Origin of the sequence: Halalkalibacter oceani, assembly GCF_023715605.1 — a bacterium.
GTDB lineage: Bacteria > Bacillota > Bacilli > Bacillales > Bacillaceae_D > Halalkalibacter > Halalkalibacter oceani.
In genome coordinates this window covers 60,343-79,832 of sequence record NZ_JAMBOL010000014.1, presented here as the reverse complement: position 1 = coordinate 79,832, position 19,490 = coordinate 60,343, and the positions used below count along the sequence as shown (strand labels likewise).

The 19,490-nt window shown below is 40.9% G+C and carries 21 protein-coding genes; 10 read left to right on the top strand and 11 right to left on the bottom strand.

Annotated features, from left to right (window positions below):
• Positions 1 to 5 precede the first annotated feature (5 nt).
• From M3202_RS15010 to M3202_RS14995, 4 genes are read right to left on the bottom strand one after another with little or no spacing between them, the layout of a single operon-like run.
• Positions 6 to 1,217: a hypothetical protein gene (locus M3202_RS15010; RefSeq protein WP_251224132.1), complete on the bottom strand. Its 1,212-nt coding sequence runs from the start codon at positions 1,215 to 1,217 to the stop codon at positions 6 to 8.
• Positions 1,214 to 2,083: an ABC transporter ATP-binding protein gene (locus tag M3202_RS15005; protein WP_251224131.1), complete on the bottom strand. Its 870-nt coding sequence runs from the start codon at positions 2,081 to 2,083 to the stop codon at positions 1,214 to 1,216. The genes M3202_RS15010 and M3202_RS15005 overlap by 4 nt, the downstream gene beginning before the upstream one ends.
• Position 2,084: 1 nt before the next feature.
• The gene (locus tag M3202_RS15000; RefSeq protein WP_251224130.1) at positions 2,085 to 2,840 is read right to left on the bottom strand and encodes a hypothetical protein; all 756 of its coding nucleotides are present in this window, start codon (positions 2,838 to 2,840) and stop codon (positions 2,085 to 2,087) included.
• Positions 2,830 to 3,387: an RNA polymerase sigma factor gene (locus M3202_RS14995; RefSeq protein WP_251224129.1), complete on the bottom strand. Its 558-nt coding sequence runs from the start codon at positions 3,385 to 3,387 to the stop codon at positions 2,830 to 2,832. Before M3202_RS14995 ends, M3202_RS15000 begins: the two co-directional genes overlap by 11 nt.
• A 328-nt stretch (positions 3,388 to 3,715) precedes the next feature.
• Here M3202_RS14995 and M3202_RS14990 point away from each other — a divergent pair, with 328 nt between their 5' ends.
• The 9 genes from M3202_RS14990 (at position 3,716) to M3202_RS14950 (ending at position 11,757) form a co-directional block, all read left to right on the top strand.
• Positions 3,716 to 4,471, top strand: coding sequence for a maleate cis-trans isomerase family protein (locus tag M3202_RS14990; RefSeq protein ID WP_285890521.1), 756 nt, complete (start codon positions 3,716 to 3,718; stop codon positions 4,469 to 4,471).
• A 36-nt stretch (positions 4,472 to 4,507) separates the two neighbouring features.
• The gene (locus tag M3202_RS14985) at positions 4,508 to 5,161 is read left to right on the top strand and encodes an isochorismatase family protein (RefSeq protein WP_251224128.1); all 654 of its coding nucleotides are present in this window, start codon (positions 4,508 to 4,510) and stop codon (positions 5,159 to 5,161) included.
• A gap of 10 nt (positions 5,162 to 5,171) precedes the next feature.
• Positions 5,172 to 5,534, top strand: a complete 363-nt coding sequence (locus tag M3202_RS14980; protein WP_251224127.1) for a DsrE family protein — start codon at positions 5,172 to 5,174, stop codon at positions 5,532 to 5,534.
• Between the two features lie 29 nt (positions 5,535 to 5,563).
• Positions 5,564 to 6,379, top strand: a complete 816-nt coding sequence (locus M3202_RS14975) for a DUF3891 family protein (protein WP_251224126.1) — start codon at positions 5,564 to 5,566, stop codon at positions 6,377 to 6,379.
• Between the two features lie 383 nt (positions 6,380 to 6,762).
• Complete coding sequence (locus tag M3202_RS14970; protein WP_251224125.1) at positions 6,763 to 7,953, top strand: FAD-dependent oxidoreductase; 1,191 nt, start codon at positions 6,763 to 6,765, stop codon at positions 7,951 to 7,953.
• 23 nt (positions 7,954 to 7,976) lie between these two features.
• Entirely contained in the window at positions 7,977 to 9,038 is a 1,062-nt protein-coding gene (locus tag M3202_RS14965; protein WP_251224124.1) for a TRAP transporter substrate-binding protein, read from the top strand.
• A gap of 72 nt (positions 9,039 to 9,110) precedes the next feature.
• The gene (locus M3202_RS14960; RefSeq protein WP_251224123.1) at positions 9,111 to 9,569 is read left to right on the top strand and encodes a TRAP transporter small permease; all 459 of its coding nucleotides are present in this window, start codon (positions 9,111 to 9,113) and stop codon (positions 9,567 to 9,569) included.
• Between the two features lie 18 nt (positions 9,570 to 9,587).
• Positions 9,588 to 10,865 carry a TRAP transporter large permease gene (locus M3202_RS14955; protein WP_251224122.1) on the top strand — a complete coding sequence of 426 codons (1,278 nt, stop codon included), beginning with the start codon at positions 9,588 to 9,590 and terminating at the stop codon, positions 10,863 to 10,865.
• A gap of 115 nt (positions 10,866 to 10,980) precedes the next feature.
• Positions 10,981 to 11,757 (top strand): isochorismatase family protein, encoded by a 777-nt coding sequence (locus M3202_RS14950; protein ID WP_251224121.1) that lies wholly within the window; start codon positions 10,981 to 10,983, stop codon positions 11,755 to 11,757.
• Positions 11,758 to 11,931: 174 nt separating this feature from the next.
• Here M3202_RS14950 and M3202_RS14945 read toward each other — a convergent pair whose 3' ends face one another.
• The 7 genes from M3202_RS14945 to M3202_RS14915 all read right to left on the bottom strand — a co-directional run bounded on the left by M3202_RS14945 (position 11,932) and on the right by M3202_RS14915 (position 18,091).
• Positions 11,932 to 12,720 carry a cyclase family protein gene (locus tag M3202_RS14945; RefSeq protein WP_251224120.1) on the bottom strand — a complete coding sequence of 263 codons (789 nt, stop codon included), beginning with the start codon at positions 12,718 to 12,720 and terminating at the stop codon, positions 11,932 to 11,934.
• A 31-nt stretch (positions 12,721 to 12,751) separates the two neighbouring features.
• Entirely contained in the window at positions 12,752 to 13,540 is a 789-nt protein-coding gene (locus M3202_RS14940) for an SDR family NAD(P)-dependent oxidoreductase (protein WP_251224119.1), read from the bottom strand.
• Positions 13,541 to 13,573: 33 nt separating this feature from the next.
• The gene (locus tag M3202_RS14935; RefSeq protein WP_251224118.1) at positions 13,574 to 14,242 is read right to left on the bottom strand and encodes a cyclase family protein; all 669 of its coding nucleotides are present in this window, start codon (positions 14,240 to 14,242) and stop codon (positions 13,574 to 13,576) included.
• A gap of 24 nt (positions 14,243 to 14,266) precedes the next feature.
• Positions 14,267 to 15,058 carry a cyclase family protein gene (locus M3202_RS14930; RefSeq protein ID WP_251224117.1) on the bottom strand — a complete coding sequence of 264 codons (792 nt, stop codon included), beginning with the start codon at positions 15,056 to 15,058 and terminating at the stop codon, positions 14,267 to 14,269.
• A 94-nt stretch (positions 15,059 to 15,152) separates the two neighbouring features.
• Positions 15,153 to 16,427 carry a TRAP transporter large permease gene (locus M3202_RS14925; protein ID WP_251224116.1) on the bottom strand — a complete coding sequence of 425 codons (1,275 nt, stop codon included), beginning with the start codon at positions 16,425 to 16,427 and terminating at the stop codon, positions 15,153 to 15,155.
• The gene (locus tag M3202_RS14920; protein WP_251224115.1) at positions 16,424 to 16,957 is read right to left on the bottom strand and encodes a TRAP transporter small permease; all 534 of its coding nucleotides are present in this window, start codon (positions 16,955 to 16,957) and stop codon (positions 16,424 to 16,426) included. The genes M3202_RS14925 and M3202_RS14920 overlap by 4 nt, the downstream gene beginning before the upstream one ends.
• A gap of 87 nt (positions 16,958 to 17,044) precedes the next feature.
• Entirely contained in the window at positions 17,045 to 18,091 is a 1,047-nt protein-coding gene (locus tag M3202_RS14915) for a TRAP transporter substrate-binding protein (RefSeq protein ID WP_251224114.1), read from the bottom strand.
• Between the two features lie 374 nt (positions 18,092 to 18,465).
• Between M3202_RS14915 and M3202_RS14910 the strand changes: the two genes are divergently transcribed.
• Positions 18,466 to 19,470, top strand: coding sequence for a LacI family DNA-binding transcriptional regulator (locus tag M3202_RS14910; protein WP_251224113.1), 1,005 nt, complete (start codon positions 18,466 to 18,468; stop codon positions 19,468 to 19,470).
• The last annotated feature ends 20 nt before the right edge of the window (positions 19,471 to 19,490 follow it).

Below are 19,490 nucleotides of genomic sequence, written 5' to 3'. Positions count from 1 at the left end.
TCCTTTTATAGATTGGATTTGCCAAAGCGTTTCAGTGCAAAGATTGAAGCAAGAGCTACTATAATCGTCCAGCTGAGAATCGTTGCCTGTTCATAATAGGAAAAGATCGTTAATGTTCCATTGCCCGTCCACCATATATGCGGGTTAAGAATGAGCGTAAAGGGAGTAAACATCGTGACAAACAATAGATTTGACGATGTCGGGACAATGCCGGGCAAAAGCACCACTGCGCCAAAGATAATCGCAAATGTAAGAAAGACGAGATAGCTGTTGCGAATAAAAAGAGCAAGCACAGCCGTAAAAGCAGTAAACAGCAGCTGGCAAAGATAAACAAGCACTATGGAAGCCAATAAATATTCCGCAAATGACAGGCTCCACCATGAAAGATAGGTCATTCCTGATTCACTGTTGAACTGGCTGCTGATCGGCACATGCCAAAGCCCGCTGTAATCAAACCTGAGAAAATACGCCGCCAAGGTCGAGCCGATGAGGATGGTGGTGACAAGGAGGCTTGCTCCGAGCGACACGAGCAGCTTGTCCAGCTGCAGCCGTCTGCCCCTTTTCGTCGTATAGGTCACAAAGGCGGTGCGGTTTTCAAATTCATACGTCAGCAAAAAGCCCGTCATCAGGACAATGAGAATCAGCGATTCATTAAGCAGAGAGCGGAAAATGGTTTGAAATAAAGCGGCGTGCATTTCATACACTTCGCCGTAAAAAAACAGCGTATTCTGTTCCCCGGCCTCGCCCGCCTCTCTTTCCCGTTCCGCCAATGCCCGGTACTGCTGCCTGATCGTCTCCGCCGCTGTACCGCTAAGACCGTACTTCATAATCTCCCCTTCGGCAATTTCGTCCATCGCAATGGATTCAGCGCCTTGCTCAAGCTCAACCGCCGCCTGGTAATACGCGTCTTGGACGATCCACTCAAACCAGCGCGCTTTCTCCGCTTCCCCCGCCAGCTCCAGATCGGCCAACGAATGACCCGTTTCCTCCTCCAACAGAAGCTGTTCTTCATCAAGATCTGCTTTCCACTGAGCGAGCATCGTCTCATCAATTTGATAGCCGTATTGATCAACGAGCGTATTTAGCAGAGCCAGCTCATCCCGGTCCTGGGGCATCGTCAAAATCAAATAAAGATTGAAGGCGATAAAAAGCAGCATAAGCAAAGGAACGACAGGGGCGCTGACAATCTTCTTCCATTCCAGCAGCCAAATCCTCATTGTTCGACCTCATCACGATAAATGTAAAGAAAGACGTCCTCAAGCGTCGGCGCGGCTGCCTTCCATTCAGGGCGCGGCTGATCCTCGCAAATAAAGCGCACCTTCATCTGCCCTTCCTCCTGCTTTTCAGCGAGAGAAATATATTGCTGGCGGAAGGCCGGTGCCTGGGCAAATTCAATCGTGGTTTCATATACTTTTCCGGCGACAACGTGACAAATCTCAGCGATCGGCGCTTTATAGAGCACCTGCTTGTCCTTGATCATAATAATTTCATTGGCGATCGATTCAACATCGGAAACAATATGAGTCGAGAGGATGACGATACGATCACGGGCAAGCTCCGACATCAGGTTACGGAAGCGCGCCCGCTCTTTTGGATCGAGGCCGGCGGTCGGCTCATCGAGAATCAGAATTTCCGGGTCATTGAGCATCGCCTGGGCGATCCCGACGCGTTGCAGCATCCCGCCTGAAAATTTTTTCAGCCTTTTATTGGCGACGTCTTTAAGCGCGACCAGCTCCAGAAGCTCCGCAATTCGCTCATCGGCCTGTCTCGCCTCTACTCCTTTCAAGGCTGCCAAATAGCGTAAATACTGCTTTGGCGTATAGTTTTTGTAATAGCCGAACTGCTGCGGCAAATAACCGAGCACCGCGCGATATTTTTCATCAAGCTTCCTTATATTTTCGCCTTTATAGCGGATTTCGCCACGATCCGGAAACAGCAGCGTGACGAGCATTTTGATCAATGTCGTCTTGCCGGCTCCGTTTGGGGCAAGCAGTCCGTACACCCCGTTGGTGAATTCAAGATTAATATTTTCCAGCACTTTCATGTCACTGAAGCTTTTCTCAACCTGGCGAACAGCCAACATGTTACATCACGCCCTCTCGTTTTCGTCCAATCATTTTCTTTAATGAAGCAACATACATTCCCGCGCTCGCAACAAAAAGAAGCAAATAAATAACAACGGGAATCCGGCTGAGAAACAACTGATAAAACTCAGCACTGTACCCCGCCAGCAGCAGATTCATGACCACCCAGCCGGCAGCGAACCCGTATTTCGTCAAACGCGAACGTAAAAAATAAACAACATAAAGCGAAAAGCTTGAAAACAGGAACAAAGCAACCGTCGAAATAAGAAGGGCAAAGAGTGGATTAATTCCCGAAAATGGCGCCACGATGGCAATAATAACGGCATTTCCAAATAAAGAAACAAAGCTGAACATCAGCATTTTAAACGCGGTCAAATCGTAGAAGCTCCACTTGCATACCATTTCTACCTCATACGTCTGATGCTCGTACACCTTTAAAAAGGAAAGAAGACAGCTCAAAATATACAAAAGCGGCGAGGTAATAAAGAGAAATGAATAAAGATGAGCATCTGTCCGCAAAATCGAGCTTTGCCCGCTGATTCCAATAAAGACAAGCAAGGTGATCGCGGTGAAAAATAAGAAAAACAGCTCTGTTCGATTATGAAACAAATGGTTGAAGCCAACCTGCTGATAAAGCTTAATCAAATGCCGGTAAAAGGAATCCTTTTCCTCTAGTCCCGTCGCAACAATTGCTTGAATCTCTTCCTTTATCTCCTGCTCAGCCGGATAATCAATCTCAAATTTGTTATCCTTCATGCGCTCCCTCCTTCCAAGCCTGTTTGACATACTTTTGCGCCGTGTAAAATTTCGTCTTCACCGTTGATTCAGGCAAATCAAGAACCTCCGCTATATTGCGAAACGTATACTCGGCAAACAGCTTCAGCCGAAAGATTTCCTGCGAACCGGCATCAAGCTGATTAACGACCGCCACCACCTTTTCCAAATCCTGCTGCTGCTCGAGCCTTATCGTGAAATCCTCTTCATCATTGAGGCTCTCCTCCTCAATCGGGTCGATCAGCTGATGGTATTTATAATATTTGGAGCGGTAGTAATCAATAATGCGATTCGTGGCCAGCCTGTACAGCCACGTGCGAAAGGAAGCTTTGCGCTGATCGAAGGTTTGAATCGATTGAAGGACACTAATAAAAACCTCCTGCGTCAAATCCATCGCCAGCTCTTTCTGCAACGTCTGCTTATAAAGGAAGCGGTACATTTCTTTATAATAGGAAGAAATTAATTCATTCGCCGCCTCTTTATCCTGTTTCCGCTTAATTTTTTTAATTAAAGCTGCTTCTTTCTTCATCCTGTCCACTCGCTTCTGCTTCGTTTTTGCTCCTCATGGATATATTCGTAAAGGAATAATAAATAGTTTTGACTTTCTAAATAAATTCCCTGAATACTTCTCTCAAAAGTTCTGCTAAGCATACCTTTATTGATCTTTTGACACAAGTTATCTTCTCATTTTCCAATATAGAAAACCGTTTGACCTTATCAAAAACAAAATTGTTTGAGAGATAATATTCATCTTTGACAGAATTAATTGACAATAATAAATTTTGATAATAAAATGTAATTAAATTTATCTTTGAATAAGTTTGGTAAGTTTAATTAATTAAGGAGGAATGTTATTTATGAGTAATAATTTCAGAGTCGGTTTAATTGTGCCCAGTTCTAACACGACAATGGAAACAGAAATACCTGCCATGCTTCATAACCGAATGAAGGAGCACCCAGAGACTTTTACCTTTCATTCTGCACGAATGAGAATGAAACATGTTAACGCCGAAGAATTAAAAAAAATGGACATAGATAGTGATCGTTGTGCCCTAGAATTATCCGATGCCCGGTGCGATGTGCTTGCTTATGCCTGCCTTGTCGCCATAATGTGTCAAGGTCCCGGATATCACCAAATCTCTGAAAAGCGATTGGCAAAGGTAGTAGAAGAAAATGCTGAGAGAGCTCCGATTGTTAGCAGTGCGGGTGCATTAATTACTGGAATTAAAAGATTAAAAGCAAAAAAGGTATCCATCATTACCCCCTACATGAAACCTTTGACAAATCAAGTTATTGATTATTTAGAAGCAAGTGAAATTGAAGTTATTGATTCCATTAGTCTCGAAGTCGCTGACAATCTGGAAGTAGGGAGGCTTGATCCCGTTCATTTAATTGATCATGCTGCCCGGTTAAATTGTAAGGGGGCAGGTGCTGTCGTTCTTTCAGCTTGCGTACAAATGCCATCCTTACCCTCTGTTCAAAAAGCTGAAGATCTTTTAGGAATACCGGTCTTATCAGCAGCAACCGCGACTGTTTATGAGATATTATCAAATTTAAATGTAGCGCCTATTGTTCCAAATGCCGGTTCCTTACTTTCCGGTACTATTAAATAAAGAGCACAGCGGGGTGCATACAGGGAGGGAAATCAATTGTCAGAGAAGGATTTGGAATTTTTCGAGAACAGAGGATTTGGAAAGAAGTTAGGATTTGGGACATGCTTATGTCTTATTGTTGTTGATTTTATTAATGGATTTACCGATGAAAACATGCCTATGGGCTCAAATTTAGATAAAGAAATCAAGAATACTAATGAGCTGATAAAGGTTGCCAGATTACAGAGTATACCTGTTATTTTTACGACAATTTCTTATTCGAATAGTTATTTAGACAGTAGAAACATCTGGAGAAACAAAATGGAAGGATTAAATACACTCCAAGAAGGCACAAGAGCTGTCTTAGTCGATGAAAGGCTGGATTATCAGCCCCAGGACGATTTATTAGTTAAAAAGTACGCCTCATCCTTTTTTGGAACAGATTTAGTCTCCTTACTTAATAACGCAAAGGTTGATACACTTCTGATCACCGGCTGCACGACAAGTGGTTGTGTGAAATCGACAGTAGTTGATGCTGTTCAGCATGGCTTTTGCCCGATAGTTGTTAAAGATGCTGTTGGGGATCGTTCAAAAGCTTCCCATACCCAGAGCCTGTTTGATATTGAGCAAAAATATGCAGATGTCATGACAACAAGTGAAATTATTGGGACATTAATCGATTCAGTAAATTCCCCGGCAAAAAATTCGTAAGGAGGAGAATATGAGCAAAGTATGCATTCATTTAACCCATGGAATTGAGGCGCCAACTCAAGCAGACCGTGCCTTCTTGATTGCCAGAACGGCTATCGAAGAAGGGCATCAAGTGTCTATGTTTTTAGCCGGTGCCGCTGTTAATTTGTTGAAGGATGAGCACTTAGATACCATACTTGGCTTCGGTCCGGAATTACGAAGCTACTATAACGCTATTATATCTGGTGGCGGCAAAATTTATTTATCTCAAATCTCTTGTGACTCGCGTGGTATTACATCGGCCGATTTGGACGGAAAAGAAGTGGAGTTGTCGCCTCCGAACAAACTTGTGCAACTCTCTATCGAAAGTGACTCCATGATTACTTATGGATAAACATATTTAAAAGAAGGAGTTGAAAGATCATGATAATTTCAAAGCAAAACGGTAAGTTAGTTTTAGTCCGGCAGGATGAGCATATGATTCATGCTGGGGAAATAACACAAAGATGGGGAAATGACTTCGTCGCTAAACCAGATCCGAATGACGCTGTAGTGATGGCCATTGGAAATCATGACGTTGGATGGACAGAAATTGACGACCTGCTCCCATTTGATCATGAGAAAAGCCGGCCGGTTAACTTTCTTGATGTCGACCTGAAACAACATGTGGATTTCTATGGAAAAGGATATCAGCAAATCGTAGAACAGAATAAGTATGCTGGTTTATTGTTAGGAATGCATTGGATTGGATTATACACTAGTCGTTTTGGTTACGATCCTACTTTTACTTACAAAGCACCGGCCGAATTAAAGCCCTTTATGCATCAAACCATTTCAGAGCAAGAAAAAAAATGGGTTGATATAAAACAGGAAATTTGGAATTTTAACCAGTCAAGACGCGAATTCGAAGATAACATTTGGTTACATTATGAACTGTTTCAAATTATGGATCGGTTGTCTTTGTTTATTTGCTTGAATGATCTAAATGCAAAAAGCAAAGTAGAGCTTGGTCCTGTCCGGTTTACAAAAGACGGGGATTACCACTTTTTATCTGTAGAATCCAATGGCAATGGTGAGATAAGTGTCGATCCCTTTCCATTCGACCGGGAATTTGAAGTTTCCGTTCCTTTGCGTCGAATTCCAGATGTCAATTATTCTTCTGAGAAACATTACAGAGAATCGTTCATCAGTACACCAATAGAAATCCTTAAAGCTAAGTTAGTCAGAAAGCGTAATTAAAATCAATTAAATTGTTAGAATTTTAAGATTATAAGGCACAATTAATCCTATAAATGGCCTTAGCCTGATACTGCCTTCGGGCTAAAGCCTTTTTATCTAGTTTCTCTTCTTCCTGAAAATATCGTTGTTCATTATGACTATTAGTGAAGATTAAAGAACGGTTGAAAGGAAAGTGATGTGAAGTTATCTGACAAATTATATTGACTAATAAAATATCGTAAACTATAATCCTAAATAGAAATAGTTAAGTTTGGAAGCTTTTATAAACTTATATAATCTTTATAAATGATTTATAAGATTTAATCAAATCATTTGAACCAACGTAAATATCAGCTTTCTCATCCTGATATTTATGAAAACAATTACCTTTAGGAGGAAATTTCATGAACACAATAGCAATTGTAGGGGGAGGCCCTATAGGATTAGCACTTGGCGTTGGATTAGTAAGAAAGGGGCTGAAGGTAGAACTACTAGAAAAAAGATCCTCTATTTCGACTTTTCCTAAAGCCTCGACCATCCATCCCCCAACTTTAGAAATTTTGGATGAATGGGGTTTATTTGAAAAAGCTAAAAAAATTGGAAGAGTTGTTGATCGAATTCAATATTGGAACCGAAAAACGGAGGAACTAATTGTAGAGTTACAGTTAAATCTTCTTAGAGATTACACTAAGTTTCCATATCGTCTTCATTTTGATCAGCAATTCCTGTCCCAAATATTTTTAGAGGCTTTGCAAAAGTCTCCTTTGGCTACGGTAAAGTTTGAAACAGAAGTAGTCGATGTTCACCATGATTCACATTCCGTTACGCTGACCACAAAGGAAACTGACGGGAAAATCACTCAACAATCCTTTGATTACCTCGTTGCCGCAGACGGCATTTCGAGCTCTGTTCGCGAAAAGCTGGGTATATCCTTTACAGGTCATACTAATCCTGCCTACCACTTGTTAATGGGGTTAAAAGAATATGAAATTAGCAATAGATTCCCCAATTTGGCCGGTGTAGCTATGTTTTTAGATAATGACGAGTGGGTCGACATGATTACAAACCCCGATATGCTGAAAGTTATTATTCCGATTTCCCATGACCGTACGGAAGAAATAACGAATGAGTTTATCCGAAATAAAATGACTGAAATTGGGATCGTCAAGGATGGATTTGATATTTATTACAAAACAATTTATAAAACACATCAATTAGTCGCGGACAGAATGAATGACGGACGGGTTGTTTTAATCGGTGATGCTGCCCATGTCAATATCGAATTTGGTGGAATGGGGATGAATAGTGGAATACACGACGCTTATTTACTTGTTGATAAGTTTGAAAGAATAAAACAAGGTGGCGACGCAGAGCAACATTTTAAACAATTTGCTGAAAGGCGAATGAAAATTAACAAAGAGGTCGTACAACGAGACACGATCAAGAACACGCAGTTGATTAAAGATATAGACACACATGAAAAACAACTTCGCCAACTTGCTGATAATGAGGCACTGGCTAAAAAGCACTTGCTCAGGACTTCAATGATTGAAGGTTTTAATATGATGTTTGAAGATATGAACTTCAATAGATAATTAAAATATTAGGAGGCACAATTATGTCCAAAAAATATAGAAAATTTAGATATATCCCTCTATTCACTCTTCTATTTTTGATTCTTTCTGCCTGCGGTACTAATAACGAAGAAGTCACCACAGAGGGGGAAACTCCCCCCAGTCAGGATTCCTCCGGGGAAATGGTTATTCAACTAGCTACCGTTGAGCCTGACGGCCACACCGTTACCGAAGGAGCATATAAATTCAAAGAACTCCTAGAAGAAAAGTCCGAGGGTACTATTACAGTTGAGGTCTTCCCCAATCAGCAACTGGGTTCAATGAGAGAACAAACGGAAATGACACAAATGGGGTCCATTCAAATGTCCATTGCTCCTGTTTCAACAGTCGGTAGTTTTGTCGAGGAGCTGCAAATCCTTGAATTACCTTTCTTATTTACCGAGGAAGACACGATGTGGGATGTATTGAATAATGAACCTGGTCAGCAACTTTTGGATACTATGGCCTCAGCAGACTTAAAAGGACTCGGGCTTTGGGCAGGTGGATTTAAACAAATGACAAGTAATATTGAACCAATCAAATCACCTGAGAATTTGAAAAATTTAAATATACGTGTTATACCATCAGACTCCTTGATTGCTCAATACGAGGCATGGGAAGCCAATCCGACTCCGATTGATTTTGCAGAGCTTTATACATCACTCCAACAAGGGGTTGTTGATGCACAGGAAAACCCTTTAATCACCATTTTAAAACAGAAATATTATGAGGTTCAGAACTATTTAACACTTACCAATCACGCCTATCAATTTCATGTCATGATGGCCAATGACCAGTGGTTTACGAATCTTGATAGCGATATCCAGGAGCTTATATTGGAAGCTGAAAAAGAAGCACGAGAATTTTCAACTCAAATGAATCAGGATCTAAATGAATCAAATTTACAAGAATTAATTGATAGCGGCATGGAAGTCAATACATTAGATGATGAGGGTATTCAAGAATTCCAGACTAAGTCTTTACCATTATATGAACGTGCTATTGATACTGAACAAAAAGAAACCATTCTAACAAGTATTCAGGAGGCACTCGCAGAACTGGAATAAACAAACAGCCTTAAGGGCTATTACTCCCGCCCTTAAGGCTTTCTATTATCCATTTAAAAGGAGGGGTTATGTATGAAATGGCTTAATTGGGTTGAAGATGGCTTAATTTCTATTTGTATGCTGGTAGCCGCTATTTTGATTTTATGCAATGTCGTTCTACGTATGTTTGGATACGGCATCTCTTGGACAGAGGAACTTGTGCGCTATTTAATAGTCTGGCTCACGTTTGTCGGATCCAGTGTATGCATTAGACAAGGTATGCACATTAGCGTAGATTTCATTATGCATATCCTCACTAATAGCTGGGTTAAAAAGACTTTAACAATTTGTCTCTCCCTTATTGCAATTTTATTTTCTCTGCTTTTTACGTACTTTGCCTTTAAGTTCTTCCTTCATTCGTTTCAAAGCAACCAGAGATCACCTTCTCTTAATATTCCAATTAGCTACATCTTTATTGTATTGCCTCTTTCCGGCTTACTGATGTTTTTCCGCTATAGTCAACAGCTATTTTTAGACGTCGTAAGAAACTAAACTGAGGAGGAGCTTGGAATGATTACTTTACTGATCGCACTTACTTTTATATTGTTAATTGTTGGAGCGCCTATTTATATTTCATTATTATTATCTTCGATGATCACAATGTTATTATTCACCAGCACAGACCCAATGGTGCTAATTCAACGGACATTTGGCGGGATTGATAAGTTTGTATTAATGTCGTTACCTTTTTATATCCTTGCAGCTAATGCAATGGATGTAGGTGGATTATCAAAAAGGATTTTACGTTGGGCCCAGGCTTTAGTAGGTTATTTACATGGCGGCTTGGCCATGACGGTACAAACAGCGGCAATGTTTTTTGGTGCTTTATCCGGTTCAAGTCCGGCTACTGTAGCTGCCATTGGGAAAATCATGTATCCGGAAATGCTAAAGCAGAAATATCCGAAATCCTTTTCGACCGGACTAATATTAGAATCAGGCTCTATATCTTTGATTATTCCACCTAGTATCACGCTTATTTTGTATGCTAGTGCTACAAATACTTCCGTCGGTTCATTATTTATGGCCGGGTTATCAGCAGGAATTATTTTCGGTTTAATCATTTTAATCTATATTTACGCAGTATCCAAAATCAAAAAAATTCCTAAAGGTGAACCATTTAATATTCCTGTATTGTGGCAGAGTACAAAAAATGCAGCATGGTCCTTAGGGATCCCTATCATTATTATAGTCGGTATTTCAATGGGTATCTTTACTCCGACTGAAGCAGCTGGCGTATCAGCTCTCTATGCTATCTTTATCGGAATGGCTGTTTATCGCGAAATTACTCTCAAAAAATTATTCTTAATCTGTAAATCCTCAGCAATTATGTCAGCGCAAATCATGATTTTAATCGGAGCCGCTTCCGCGTTTGGTTGGCTGTTGACAGTTGGACAAGGGCCTCAATTATTAGCTGAGTTTTTAAATTCCAATTTTAATTCATCCTTAATGTTCCTGTTATTTTTGAATATTGTTTTGTTGATACTTGGAATGTTCCTGGATGCTTCAATAGCCTTAATCGTTATCGCCCCTCTCGTACTACCAACTGCCATTTCGTTAGGGATAGATCCGATTCACCTTGGAATTGTCATGGTTTTAAATTTAGCAATCGGAACCTTTACTCCTCCCTTTGGATTGAACATATTTGTAGGAAAGAGTGTAATGGGGCTGGAAGTACATGAGATGATACCTGGTATAATGAGGTTTTTAATCGTGGCTCTTGCAGGGTTGCTCCTTATAACTTATTTACCAACCTTATCTCTGTTTCTGCCAAACATGATTTTTAATTAGCCGATTTATCTACTATAATGTAATGAGTTATACATCTTAAAATTCTAGTGTTATGATTAAACTAAGCTGTTCTAATGATGATGAGGCTAGCCTGCTTCATTATGGGAGGATGCATATGTACGATGATTTATTAAATATTTCTGAAGCAGCAAAAATGCTCGGGCTTTCTCCAAGTACTTTAAGAAGACTTGAAAAAGACGGTTTTGTTGAAGGTTATGGATTAAGAGTCATTTACACACCTGGGGGACAAAGACGATACGCTCTTGATGAAGTACAAAAGCTTTATACGAATAATGGGTTTTCAGGGGAATTGGGGGTCGGGAGCAAGCCAGCCCTTTTAATACGTGATCTTACAAATGCTTTTACAATGCCCTATTCACAATTGGTGTGTCAGCTCGATAATCAAATTGAAGTTGTCTCTAAGCTAATTGACCTGGCAACTCAACTCAGAGTCCCTGTCATTTTCAGCATTACCGTGTACGATCCGCAAATAAAAGCCTCAGAATTGTGGGGTAAAAAGTTTCCAAATATCCAATTGCTAGACTCCAACAGTAATTGGGTGCAAATTCATCAAGACTTGAGCCAAAAAAAATATGACTTTGTAAACAAGTTAGTCTATATTAGCGATTTCCATTCAGAATTGTTTCGTGATTTCCTGAAGGCTCAAGAAATAGATACCCTTATCATAGCTGGTACAACGACAAGTGGAAGTATTCGTGCAACAGCAGTAGATGCTCTCCAGTACGGTTATAACGTGGTTATCCCGAGAGAAGCTGTCGCAGATCGTTCAAATGCTATCCAAAACGTGACTTTAATGGATTTAAATGCTCGATATGCAGACGTAGTAAGTGTAGACAAAGTATTTCACTATCTAAAAGAAACAGATAAGTAGCCGTTTAGCTTCTTACCTGTTTTTTTAATCTAAAAGAAGAAGTCCTAGGTCGTCTCACTTCTATATATTCACCATTGAAAAACAATACTCAACCATTAGTATAAGCAAAAAGAGGATCTTAAATGAGATAGACTCTTCATTTTTTGATCCTCTTTATTTTTGCGTTTTCTCTTCTTATTCTTCAAATGCTACGACATTGCATGTTGCTCCACGAGCTCCCTGCACCTTCAACGGGAGCACTGACAGCTTTACTCGAGTTTGCTTGATTTCCCCGAGATTACACATCGCTCCAATATACATCACATCGGCTGAATTTAGAATATGTGGAGATGGAAAGTCCTCATATGCTTTTTCAAGAGAATAATTGGCAAGAAAGCGTTTTGCTTCGACTGACGGGAACGGATTGCGTTCCCAAGCCGGCTTTGAAGCCCACTGCGGCAACTGATACTTTCTACCTCCTCCCCAATATGGAATATCCGTGCCGACAAGCTCCGATTCATTTGTCTTCATAATCTCTACCAATTTTTCTGCAGCCTCCTTCGAAAAATGTGGCGCTGTCCGGGCATAATCATCACCTAGCTTGACCCAGTTTTCATTATCTCCCCATCCAGTACGTAAGATAATCGCATCGCCTTTTTCCAAGGTAACATTGGCGAACGCTTCCTCAACATCTGCCGCAAAAAGCTCATCATCGGCTTGACATGGCAATTCCACGACAACCGCATCTTTCATCATGAGAGTTTCCAAAGGCAGTTCATGGACTTTTGGGGCATTTGGATCCTGCATTGCCCGGATCATCAGCCTCGTTCCCGTCTCAGAAAACATTGTAATCATCGTTAGTTCATAACCGTTAAATGAATCAGACGTAATCGGAGTAGACTGGAATGGCACATCCCACGCCCACACGTTTCCTACCGGCATATAATCATACAAAGGTAAAGTTAAATCAATCCATTTTCCCATTTTTTCTTCCTCCTTAAATGTTGACTTTCTTTTATTTTTCAGGTAATTCGCAAGGCAGCTTAGCAAGCAGACCGCCATCTACGGTATGAACGCCTCCTGTAGCAAAGCTCGCCTTTTCACTACATAGAAAGACAGCGAATTCAGCAATTTCCCTGCTTTCTCCAAGCCTTCCAATCGGATGATCCTCTCCCCAGGCTTTTAACGTTTCATCTCCGTCGAAACGACTTGCTGACTTCACTAGCGCAGGAGTATAAATTGTTCCTGGACATACCGCGTTGACCCGTACACCTGCCTCGGCATGATCGATGGCCATCGCTCTTGTTAGGGCATTGATGCCCCCTTTTGAGGTCGTATAAGCAACGACATTTTTTTGCGAGGCAAAGGCTTGAACGGATGAAATATGAACAATTGCCCCACCTCCACCCTCAATCATTTTAGGTAAGCAGTATTTTGCTGTTAAAAACATGCCCTTCAAATTGACATTGATCACTTGATCCCAAATATGTTCCTCTAACGTCATCGCATTCCCTGAAGCTCTTATTGCCGCCGAGTTTACTAAGCAATCAATTCGTCCAAATGCTGCGTGAACTTGCTCTGCCATCACCGCAACTTGCATACTATTAGCTACGTCCGTTTGCACCGCAATAATATTCTTGTTACCTGTCTTAGCAACCGTTGCTTCCACCGCTTCATTAATCGCTTCTTCGTTACTATCGATTAACGCGACAGATGCTCCCTGTTCAGCAAACAGTTGCACTGTCTCAAGCCCAATCCCGCTTGCACCACCAGTTACAATTGCTGTCTTCCCAGCAAAACTCATAAACTACCTCCTAGCCACTTCTTTCCTAGTTTCTTAGTTATTCTCGATCACAATAGCCCTTGCTGGAGCTCCTTCAAAACCCTTTAGTTTGATTGGTAAACAAATAAACTGCACGCGGGAACTTGTGATTTGGGAAAGCCCGCATAAATACTCAACAAGTAGAATTCCCTCGTTCAATAGAAGCTGATGAGTCGGCATGTCCTTTAATCCAAATTTTCCAGTACCATCAATCAACTTCATTGGGTAATCTTGAGGAAAATCGAAGCCAACTACCTTTGGGCTACGCTCTTTTAGCCACTCGGCTGCTTCCTCTGTGACATATGGCGCTTTTGACCAATATTCTCGACTGTAAGGACTATATTTTTCATCCCAGCATGTTTTTAATAGAATAATTTTTTCATTATCCTGAAAGCTACTACTATTTTCTAAGTCAGCCACAGTAATTGCTTCATCCGCTTGTTTCGCTGATAAATCGATAATTACAGCTTCACCACTGTAAGCATCTACACTAAGCTCCTCAATCGTTGCCTCATTTTCTTTACAGTGCAACGGTGTATCGACATGAGTAAAAGCATGCGCACTTGTTTGTAAGCGAGAGGATCTAAAGTCATCTCCATCCTTAAAATCACCTATTACCTCATGGTTAATGTTCCAGCGCCAATGGTCTGTTACTGTCATTGATAAGTCAACCATCTTCATCATGATAAAGCCCTCCTTTATCCAGCTTTAATCCTCAATGGCCACAACCGTCACAGGTGCCCCTATACAATCTCTTGCCATTAATGGCAGCGCTGTCAGTTTAATTCGTTTGCTTGTAATTTGATCCAGATTGCATAAAGCAGCGATGATATAGCCATGGGCGTGAAGTGGCCATGAAGCGGCCCAGTCAGGCCAGGCCTTATCCTTCGTATAATTTCTCAGATAGATCTTTGCTGTTTCTGATGGGAACGGCGGCCGAAGCCATTGGGGGAGGTCGACCCACTCCTTTTTCATATGCTTCCAACCACATGACCCAACATAAGCAACATCAATGGCGACCGTATCACTTTCCTTCTCCTTCATTACCTCAGCAAGCCGAATGGACCCGGCCTCACTGAAATGAGGTGTTTGAATGGCATAATCATCGCCTAACTTCTCATACCGTTTATTATTTCCCCAACCCGTTCGAATGAGAACAATATCACCCACACGATAATCAGGGTTATTGGCAACATGCCTGTCAATATCCTCCGGCACGATTTCTTCCTCAGCACCTTTCGGAATATCGATTACCACGGCTTCCCGATTGACAAATTTATCAAGCTCAATCTCACCAATTGTCGGTGCATCATCATCAATCGTTGCTGCCATCATTAATCTTGTACCTGTTTCGGAGTGAAAGGACAAAGCATCAATCCGGACGCCATTGTTCTCCAAAGTTACAATTGGTTCTTGACGAAACGGAGCATCCCAAGCCCAAACATTTCCGACAGGCATCCCTGGATAAAGCGGTAAAGTAAGGTTAATTGTTTTTGACATTCTTTCTATCTCCTTTCTTCCATATCGTTGATTTGTTTTTCAATACGCTATCTAATCCTTTCCTCGCTCACCCCCTTCGACTATTTCTGAACACTTACATCAACAGAGACGGCAGCCAGGTTGTAAGTGTCGGAAATAGGATGACTAAAATCAATGCCACTAACAAAATCGGGATAAAAGGTAATATCGACTTCATTACTGCCTCTAAGGAAAGATCAGCTATCTTACTTGTTGTAAAAAGTCCCAACCCGAACGGCGGAGTTGACAAGCCAATCATCAAATTGAGGACCATCATCACTCCAAAGTGAACCATATCGATACCTAGCGTCTGAGCTAATGGAACAAAAAATGGTGTCATGATAATTAAAACAGCGGTCGTTTCCATAACCATTCCAAGCAGCAACAAGAAAATATTGATAATAACTAGAAATAGTAATGGATTATCAACAGCAGAAGCCCATTGCGCTAGGAGGTTTCCGAGCTGTTCCATTGTAAGTACCCAAGAGAATGCAGAAGCAACCGAAATAATGAGCATTACAACAGCTGAAGTAATAATTGTTTCCATAAAAATTTCAGGCAGCATTGATAGCTTCAGCTCACGATAAATAAAGAAGCCTAAAATAAACGCATAGACCACTGTAAAAGCAGCCGCTTCAGTAGGAGTAAATACTCCTGTTACAATTCCGCCAACAATGAGCACCGGCGTCATTAATGGAAAAAAGGCCGACATAAATGTTCTTCCAGCACGTCCAAATGAAAATTTTTCATCGCGCGGATAGTTTTCCCTCACCGATATAACGTATATAAGCACCATTAGACAGACTGCAATCAATAGTCCAGGGATAACACCACCCAAAAAAAGCTCACCAACAGAGACACCGGCAATTCCACCGAAAATAACCATCGGAATACTTGGTGGGAAAATAGGCCCAATTGTAGAAGAGGCACAAGTTACAGCTGCAGAAAACGGTTTAGGATAACCTTGTTCCTCCATTGCTTTAATTTCTACCTTACCTAATGATGCACTGTCAGCCACAGCCGAGCCGGAAATCCCAGCAAAAATAATACTCGCTAAAACATTTGAATGACCTAAAGCCCCAGGCACCTGACCAACTAACGCTCTTGCAAATGAAAAGATTCTTGTCGTAATTCCTGCCCGATTCATAATGCCTGCGGCCATAATAAACAAAGGGACAGCCAGAAAGAGGAAGGAGTCCACCCCAAGCAGCATTCTTTCAACAATGATATGAAGCGGCACATCCATTGTAAAAAACACAGAGATCGTAGTGGCAATACCAAGCGAAAACGCCAGTGGCATACCAACGAATGATAGACCAGCAAATAAAACAATCACCAAAATGAGTGTCATGCCTTCATCCCCTTACTTAGACGATTCATGTCCTCTTCATCTTCGTCCTCTTCTTCATTTCTCGGTCCGAAAAAATCGTCATATAGAAAATTCAAAACGTGAACTAGCATAACAAAAGCTGAGAGTACAATCGGCAAATAAAGCCAAATAGCCGAAACCCCTGAAGCTGGAAGCACTTGGGTGGATATGGACACCGTCAGTCGTGTCCCGACAACTAGAATCATGCAAAAAAAGCCTACATACAATAAATTAGAGAGCAGATCGATTGCTCTTCTGATCATTCTGTTTGTCTTAATGTAAAAAAACTCAAAACGTGAATGCTCCTTTTGTTTAAAAACAATGCAGGCTCCAAAAAAGGTGCACCACAGAAAAAAGATACGAGCAAAATCATAGGAACCGACAAAGCTAATTCCAAGCACATACCGCAAGGCAGCCGTACTAAATACATTTATAAACATAATCACTAGTAGAATCATTGTGATAATCCTTGTAAGGCTATCAAGCTTACCGCTCAGATACCTAATCCACATTTGGAAACCTCCCTAAAATCTGACTGGGAATGTTCCAAGAAAGTTGCTAACCTTTGGAACAACTGGTCCCAGCGCGTATAACGATTTTTACTCCCATCCCAGTTCTCTAATAGAGTTGATCAAATCAGGACCAAAAGTACCTTCCCACTTTTCATACACAGGCTGCACCGCATCAATCCATGGCTGGTAATCTTCAATTTCATTTATTTGTAATCCTTCATCAATCAGCTCTTGCTTATAAGTTTCATCTGCCTCTTGTTGCAACTGATTGTAATACTCCGTCGCCTGGCTGTAAGCAGTGAGAATCACTTCCTGATCTTCTTCTGCTAAACCATTCCACCAATCGAGATTGGCAGCCACAATTTCAAAGTTGTTCAAGTGTCTTGTTTCTGTTTTGTAGTCGTAACCCTCTTGAAACTTCTGAGTGGCCGTAATAACGTATGGATTTTCTTCTCCATCAATCGCGCCCGTTTGCAAAGCAGTATAGACTTCTGTAATCGGCATTACAGTTACATCAGCACCGAGAGCTTCAAGTGTGTCCTTCAGCATTTCATCCTCAAACGCACGAATGAGCAAGCCATCTAAATCTGCTGGAGTTTCAAGCGGTTGATGTCGATTCCCGATATTACGAAATCCGACTGTCCAAAAACCTAAACCATAAACATTATGATCCTGCAATCTCGCAAGCAAATCCTTGGAAATATCACTATTAACAAAGCGGTTAATATGATCGAAATCTTCAAACAAATAAGGAAGATTTACAACTAACTGTTGCTGATCTACCGTCCCAAAGGTCGACGTTGCTACCATTTCTACACTGCCATTTTGCACTCCAGTCATTAATTCACGCGATCCACCCAGTTGAGCAGATGGATATACATTTACTTTGATCCGTCCATCAGTTTCCTCATCCAGTATTTCTCCCATCCGAATGGCAGCTAAATGCTCTGGGTGATCAGGAGCCATCGCATGACCAAATCCAAATTCAATACTTTCACCTCCCACATCCTTTGAGTCTCCTTCTCGACCAGATTGCTCCGCAGCGCTTTCTGCGTCATCACTTGTTTCGGAAGAACCGCAACCTACGAGCATCATACTAAGGCTAAGCAACAACAGGAAAAAAATTTTCTTCACCCTTATTCACTCCTTCTTTGATTTTGTTTTTAAGAACCAGATGATGAAAGCGCTTAAATTAAGTGAAATAAAAATAGCTGATCAATAAACCAAGCCTCCTTAATCAAATTAATTCATTCCCAATCGTAGATGTTATAAGAACACACTTTTCAGGAAATCGTTTTCCTCAGGAACAATCATAATCTGCTATTTTCATAAAGTCAAGAATTTTTAGATAATTATTTTTTTCAAAATTCGCTTGATTTCGCACTAAATTTACCACTTTTATTAAAAGTTATGTTAGAATATACATATATACTAGAATTAGTTTATTGCACTAATTAGGATATCTTCCAGCATTTTATGCAAACGATTACCCATAAGGAGTCAAAAAAATGAAGGTCACAATGAAAGATATTGCAAAGGAAGCAAATGTTTCAGTAGCTACAGTCTCTCGAGTCATTAATGGAACAAAACCTACCTCAGAGGAAACTTACAAAAAAATCATGGATGTGATTAAAAAATATAATTACGTGCCTAATTCTTCTGCTCAAAATCTGCGCCAGAAAAATACAAAAACAGCCGCTTTAATCGTTTCAAGTTTTCCAGATTCTTATATCACGAACATCACGAAGGCTGTTGGTCAGCGAGCACGAGAGTATGGATATAGATTACTTTTTATCGATACAAACGAGCAGGCTGATTATGAGCAGGAGTCTATTCAGCTTCTAACTTCTTCACAAATGGTGGACGGATTAATTTTATCACCAACGTCAAATAATATTGATTACCTCCAACCATTAATTGACAAACAGTTTCCGATTGTTTTAGTCAACCGTTACGACCCTAAATTGGAGACTATCCCCCGTGTTACAGCCGATGACTACCAGGCCGGCTTTGATGCAACTAATCATCTGCTCTCTCACGGACATAAGCATATAGGGGTCGTTTATAACTTTCCGAATGTTACCACGACAATTGACCGCCTCAACGGTTACAAAGAAGCTCTGCAGTTAGCCGGTATCCCATATAGGGAGGATTACTTTGCCCAAGGCTTCGGAACTGTCGAAGGTGGAATGAGAGCAACTGAACGACTATTAAAGAGCAAGCCCGAGGTAACTGCTTTATTCATCCAGAGTGACCTGATGACAATTGGGGCGATTTCCGCCTTAAAGAATTTATCATTGAAATGGCCTGATGACATTTCATTAATTGGATTTGGTGACTTTGAGGCTTCCGAAATTATTGAGCCGCCGATTACAAATGTCAATTTGCCACCGGACACGATTGGAAAAACCGCCTTTGATGCCTTACTAAATAAAATGAGCAATCCTCAGTACAACCGCCACATTCAACTTCCGACCTCATTAATTGTGCGGAAATCCTGCGGTTCTCATTAATATATTCGAACACTTTATTA

Excerpts from the sequence above, each read along its gene's own strand:
- M3202_RS15010 (WP_251224132.1), bottom strand. The coding sequence starts at position 1,217 with ATGAGGATTTGGCTGCTGGAATGGAAGAAGATTGTCAGCGCCCCTGTC.
- M3202_RS15005 (WP_251224131.1), bottom strand. The coding sequence starts at position 2,083 with ATGTTGGCTGTTCGCCAGGTTGAGAAAAGCTTCAGTGACATGAAAGTG.
- M3202_RS15000 (WP_251224130.1), bottom strand. The coding sequence starts at position 2,840 with ATGAAGGATAACAAATTTGAGATTGATTATCCGGCTGAGCAGGAGATA.
- M3202_RS14995 (WP_251224129.1), bottom strand. The coding sequence starts at position 3,387 with ATGAAGAAAGAAGCAGCTTTAATTAAAAAAATTAAGCGGAAACAGGAT.
- M3202_RS14990 (WP_285890521.1), top strand. The coding sequence starts at position 3,716 with ATGAGTAATAATTTCAGAGTCGGTTTAATTGTGCCCAGTTCTAACACG.
- M3202_RS14980 (WP_251224127.1), top strand. The coding sequence starts at position 5,172 with ATGAGCAAAGTATGCATTCATTTAACCCATGGAATTGAGGCGCCAACT.
- M3202_RS14975 (WP_251224126.1), top strand. The coding sequence starts at position 5,564 with ATGATAATTTCAAAGCAAAACGGTAAGTTAGTTTTAGTCCGGCAGGAT.
- M3202_RS14970 (WP_251224125.1), top strand. The coding sequence starts at position 6,763 with ATGAACACAATAGCAATTGTAGGGGGAGGCCCTATAGGATTAGCACTT.
- M3202_RS14965 (WP_251224124.1), top strand. The coding sequence starts at position 7,977 with ATGTCCAAAAAATATAGAAAATTTAGATATATCCCTCTATTCACTCTT.
- M3202_RS14960 (WP_251224123.1), top strand. The coding sequence starts at position 9,111 with ATGAAATGGCTTAATTGGGTTGAAGATGGCTTAATTTCTATTTGTATG.
- M3202_RS14955 (WP_251224122.1), top strand. The coding sequence starts at position 9,588 with ATGATTACTTTACTGATCGCACTTACTTTTATATTGTTAATTGTTGGA.
- M3202_RS14950 (WP_251224121.1), top strand. The coding sequence starts at position 10,981 with ATGTACGATGATTTATTAAATATTTCTGAAGCAGCAAAAATGCTCGGG.
- M3202_RS14945 (WP_251224120.1), bottom strand. The coding sequence starts at position 12,720 with ATGGGAAAATGGATTGATTTAACTTTACCTTTGTATGATTATATGCCG.
- M3202_RS14940 (WP_251224119.1), bottom strand. The coding sequence starts at position 13,540 with ATGAGTTTTGCTGGGAAGACAGCAATTGTAACTGGTGGTGCAAGCGGG.
- M3202_RS14935 (WP_251224118.1), bottom strand. The coding sequence starts at position 14,242 with ATGATGAAGATGGTTGACTTATCAATGACAGTAACAGACCATTGGCGC.
- M3202_RS14930 (WP_251224117.1), bottom strand. The coding sequence starts at position 15,058 with ATGTCAAAAACAATTAACCTTACTTTACCGCTTTATCCAGGGATGCCT.
- M3202_RS14925 (WP_251224116.1), bottom strand. The coding sequence starts at position 16,427 with ATGACACTCATTTTGGTGATTGTTTTATTTGCTGGTCTATCATTCGTT.
- M3202_RS14920 (WP_251224115.1), bottom strand. The coding sequence starts at position 16,957 with ATGTGGATTAGGTATCTGAGCGGTAAGCTTGATAGCCTTACAAGGATT.
- M3202_RS14910 (WP_251224113.1), top strand. The coding sequence starts at position 18,466 with ATGAAGGTCACAATGAAAGATATTGCAAAGGAAGCAAATGTTTCAGTA.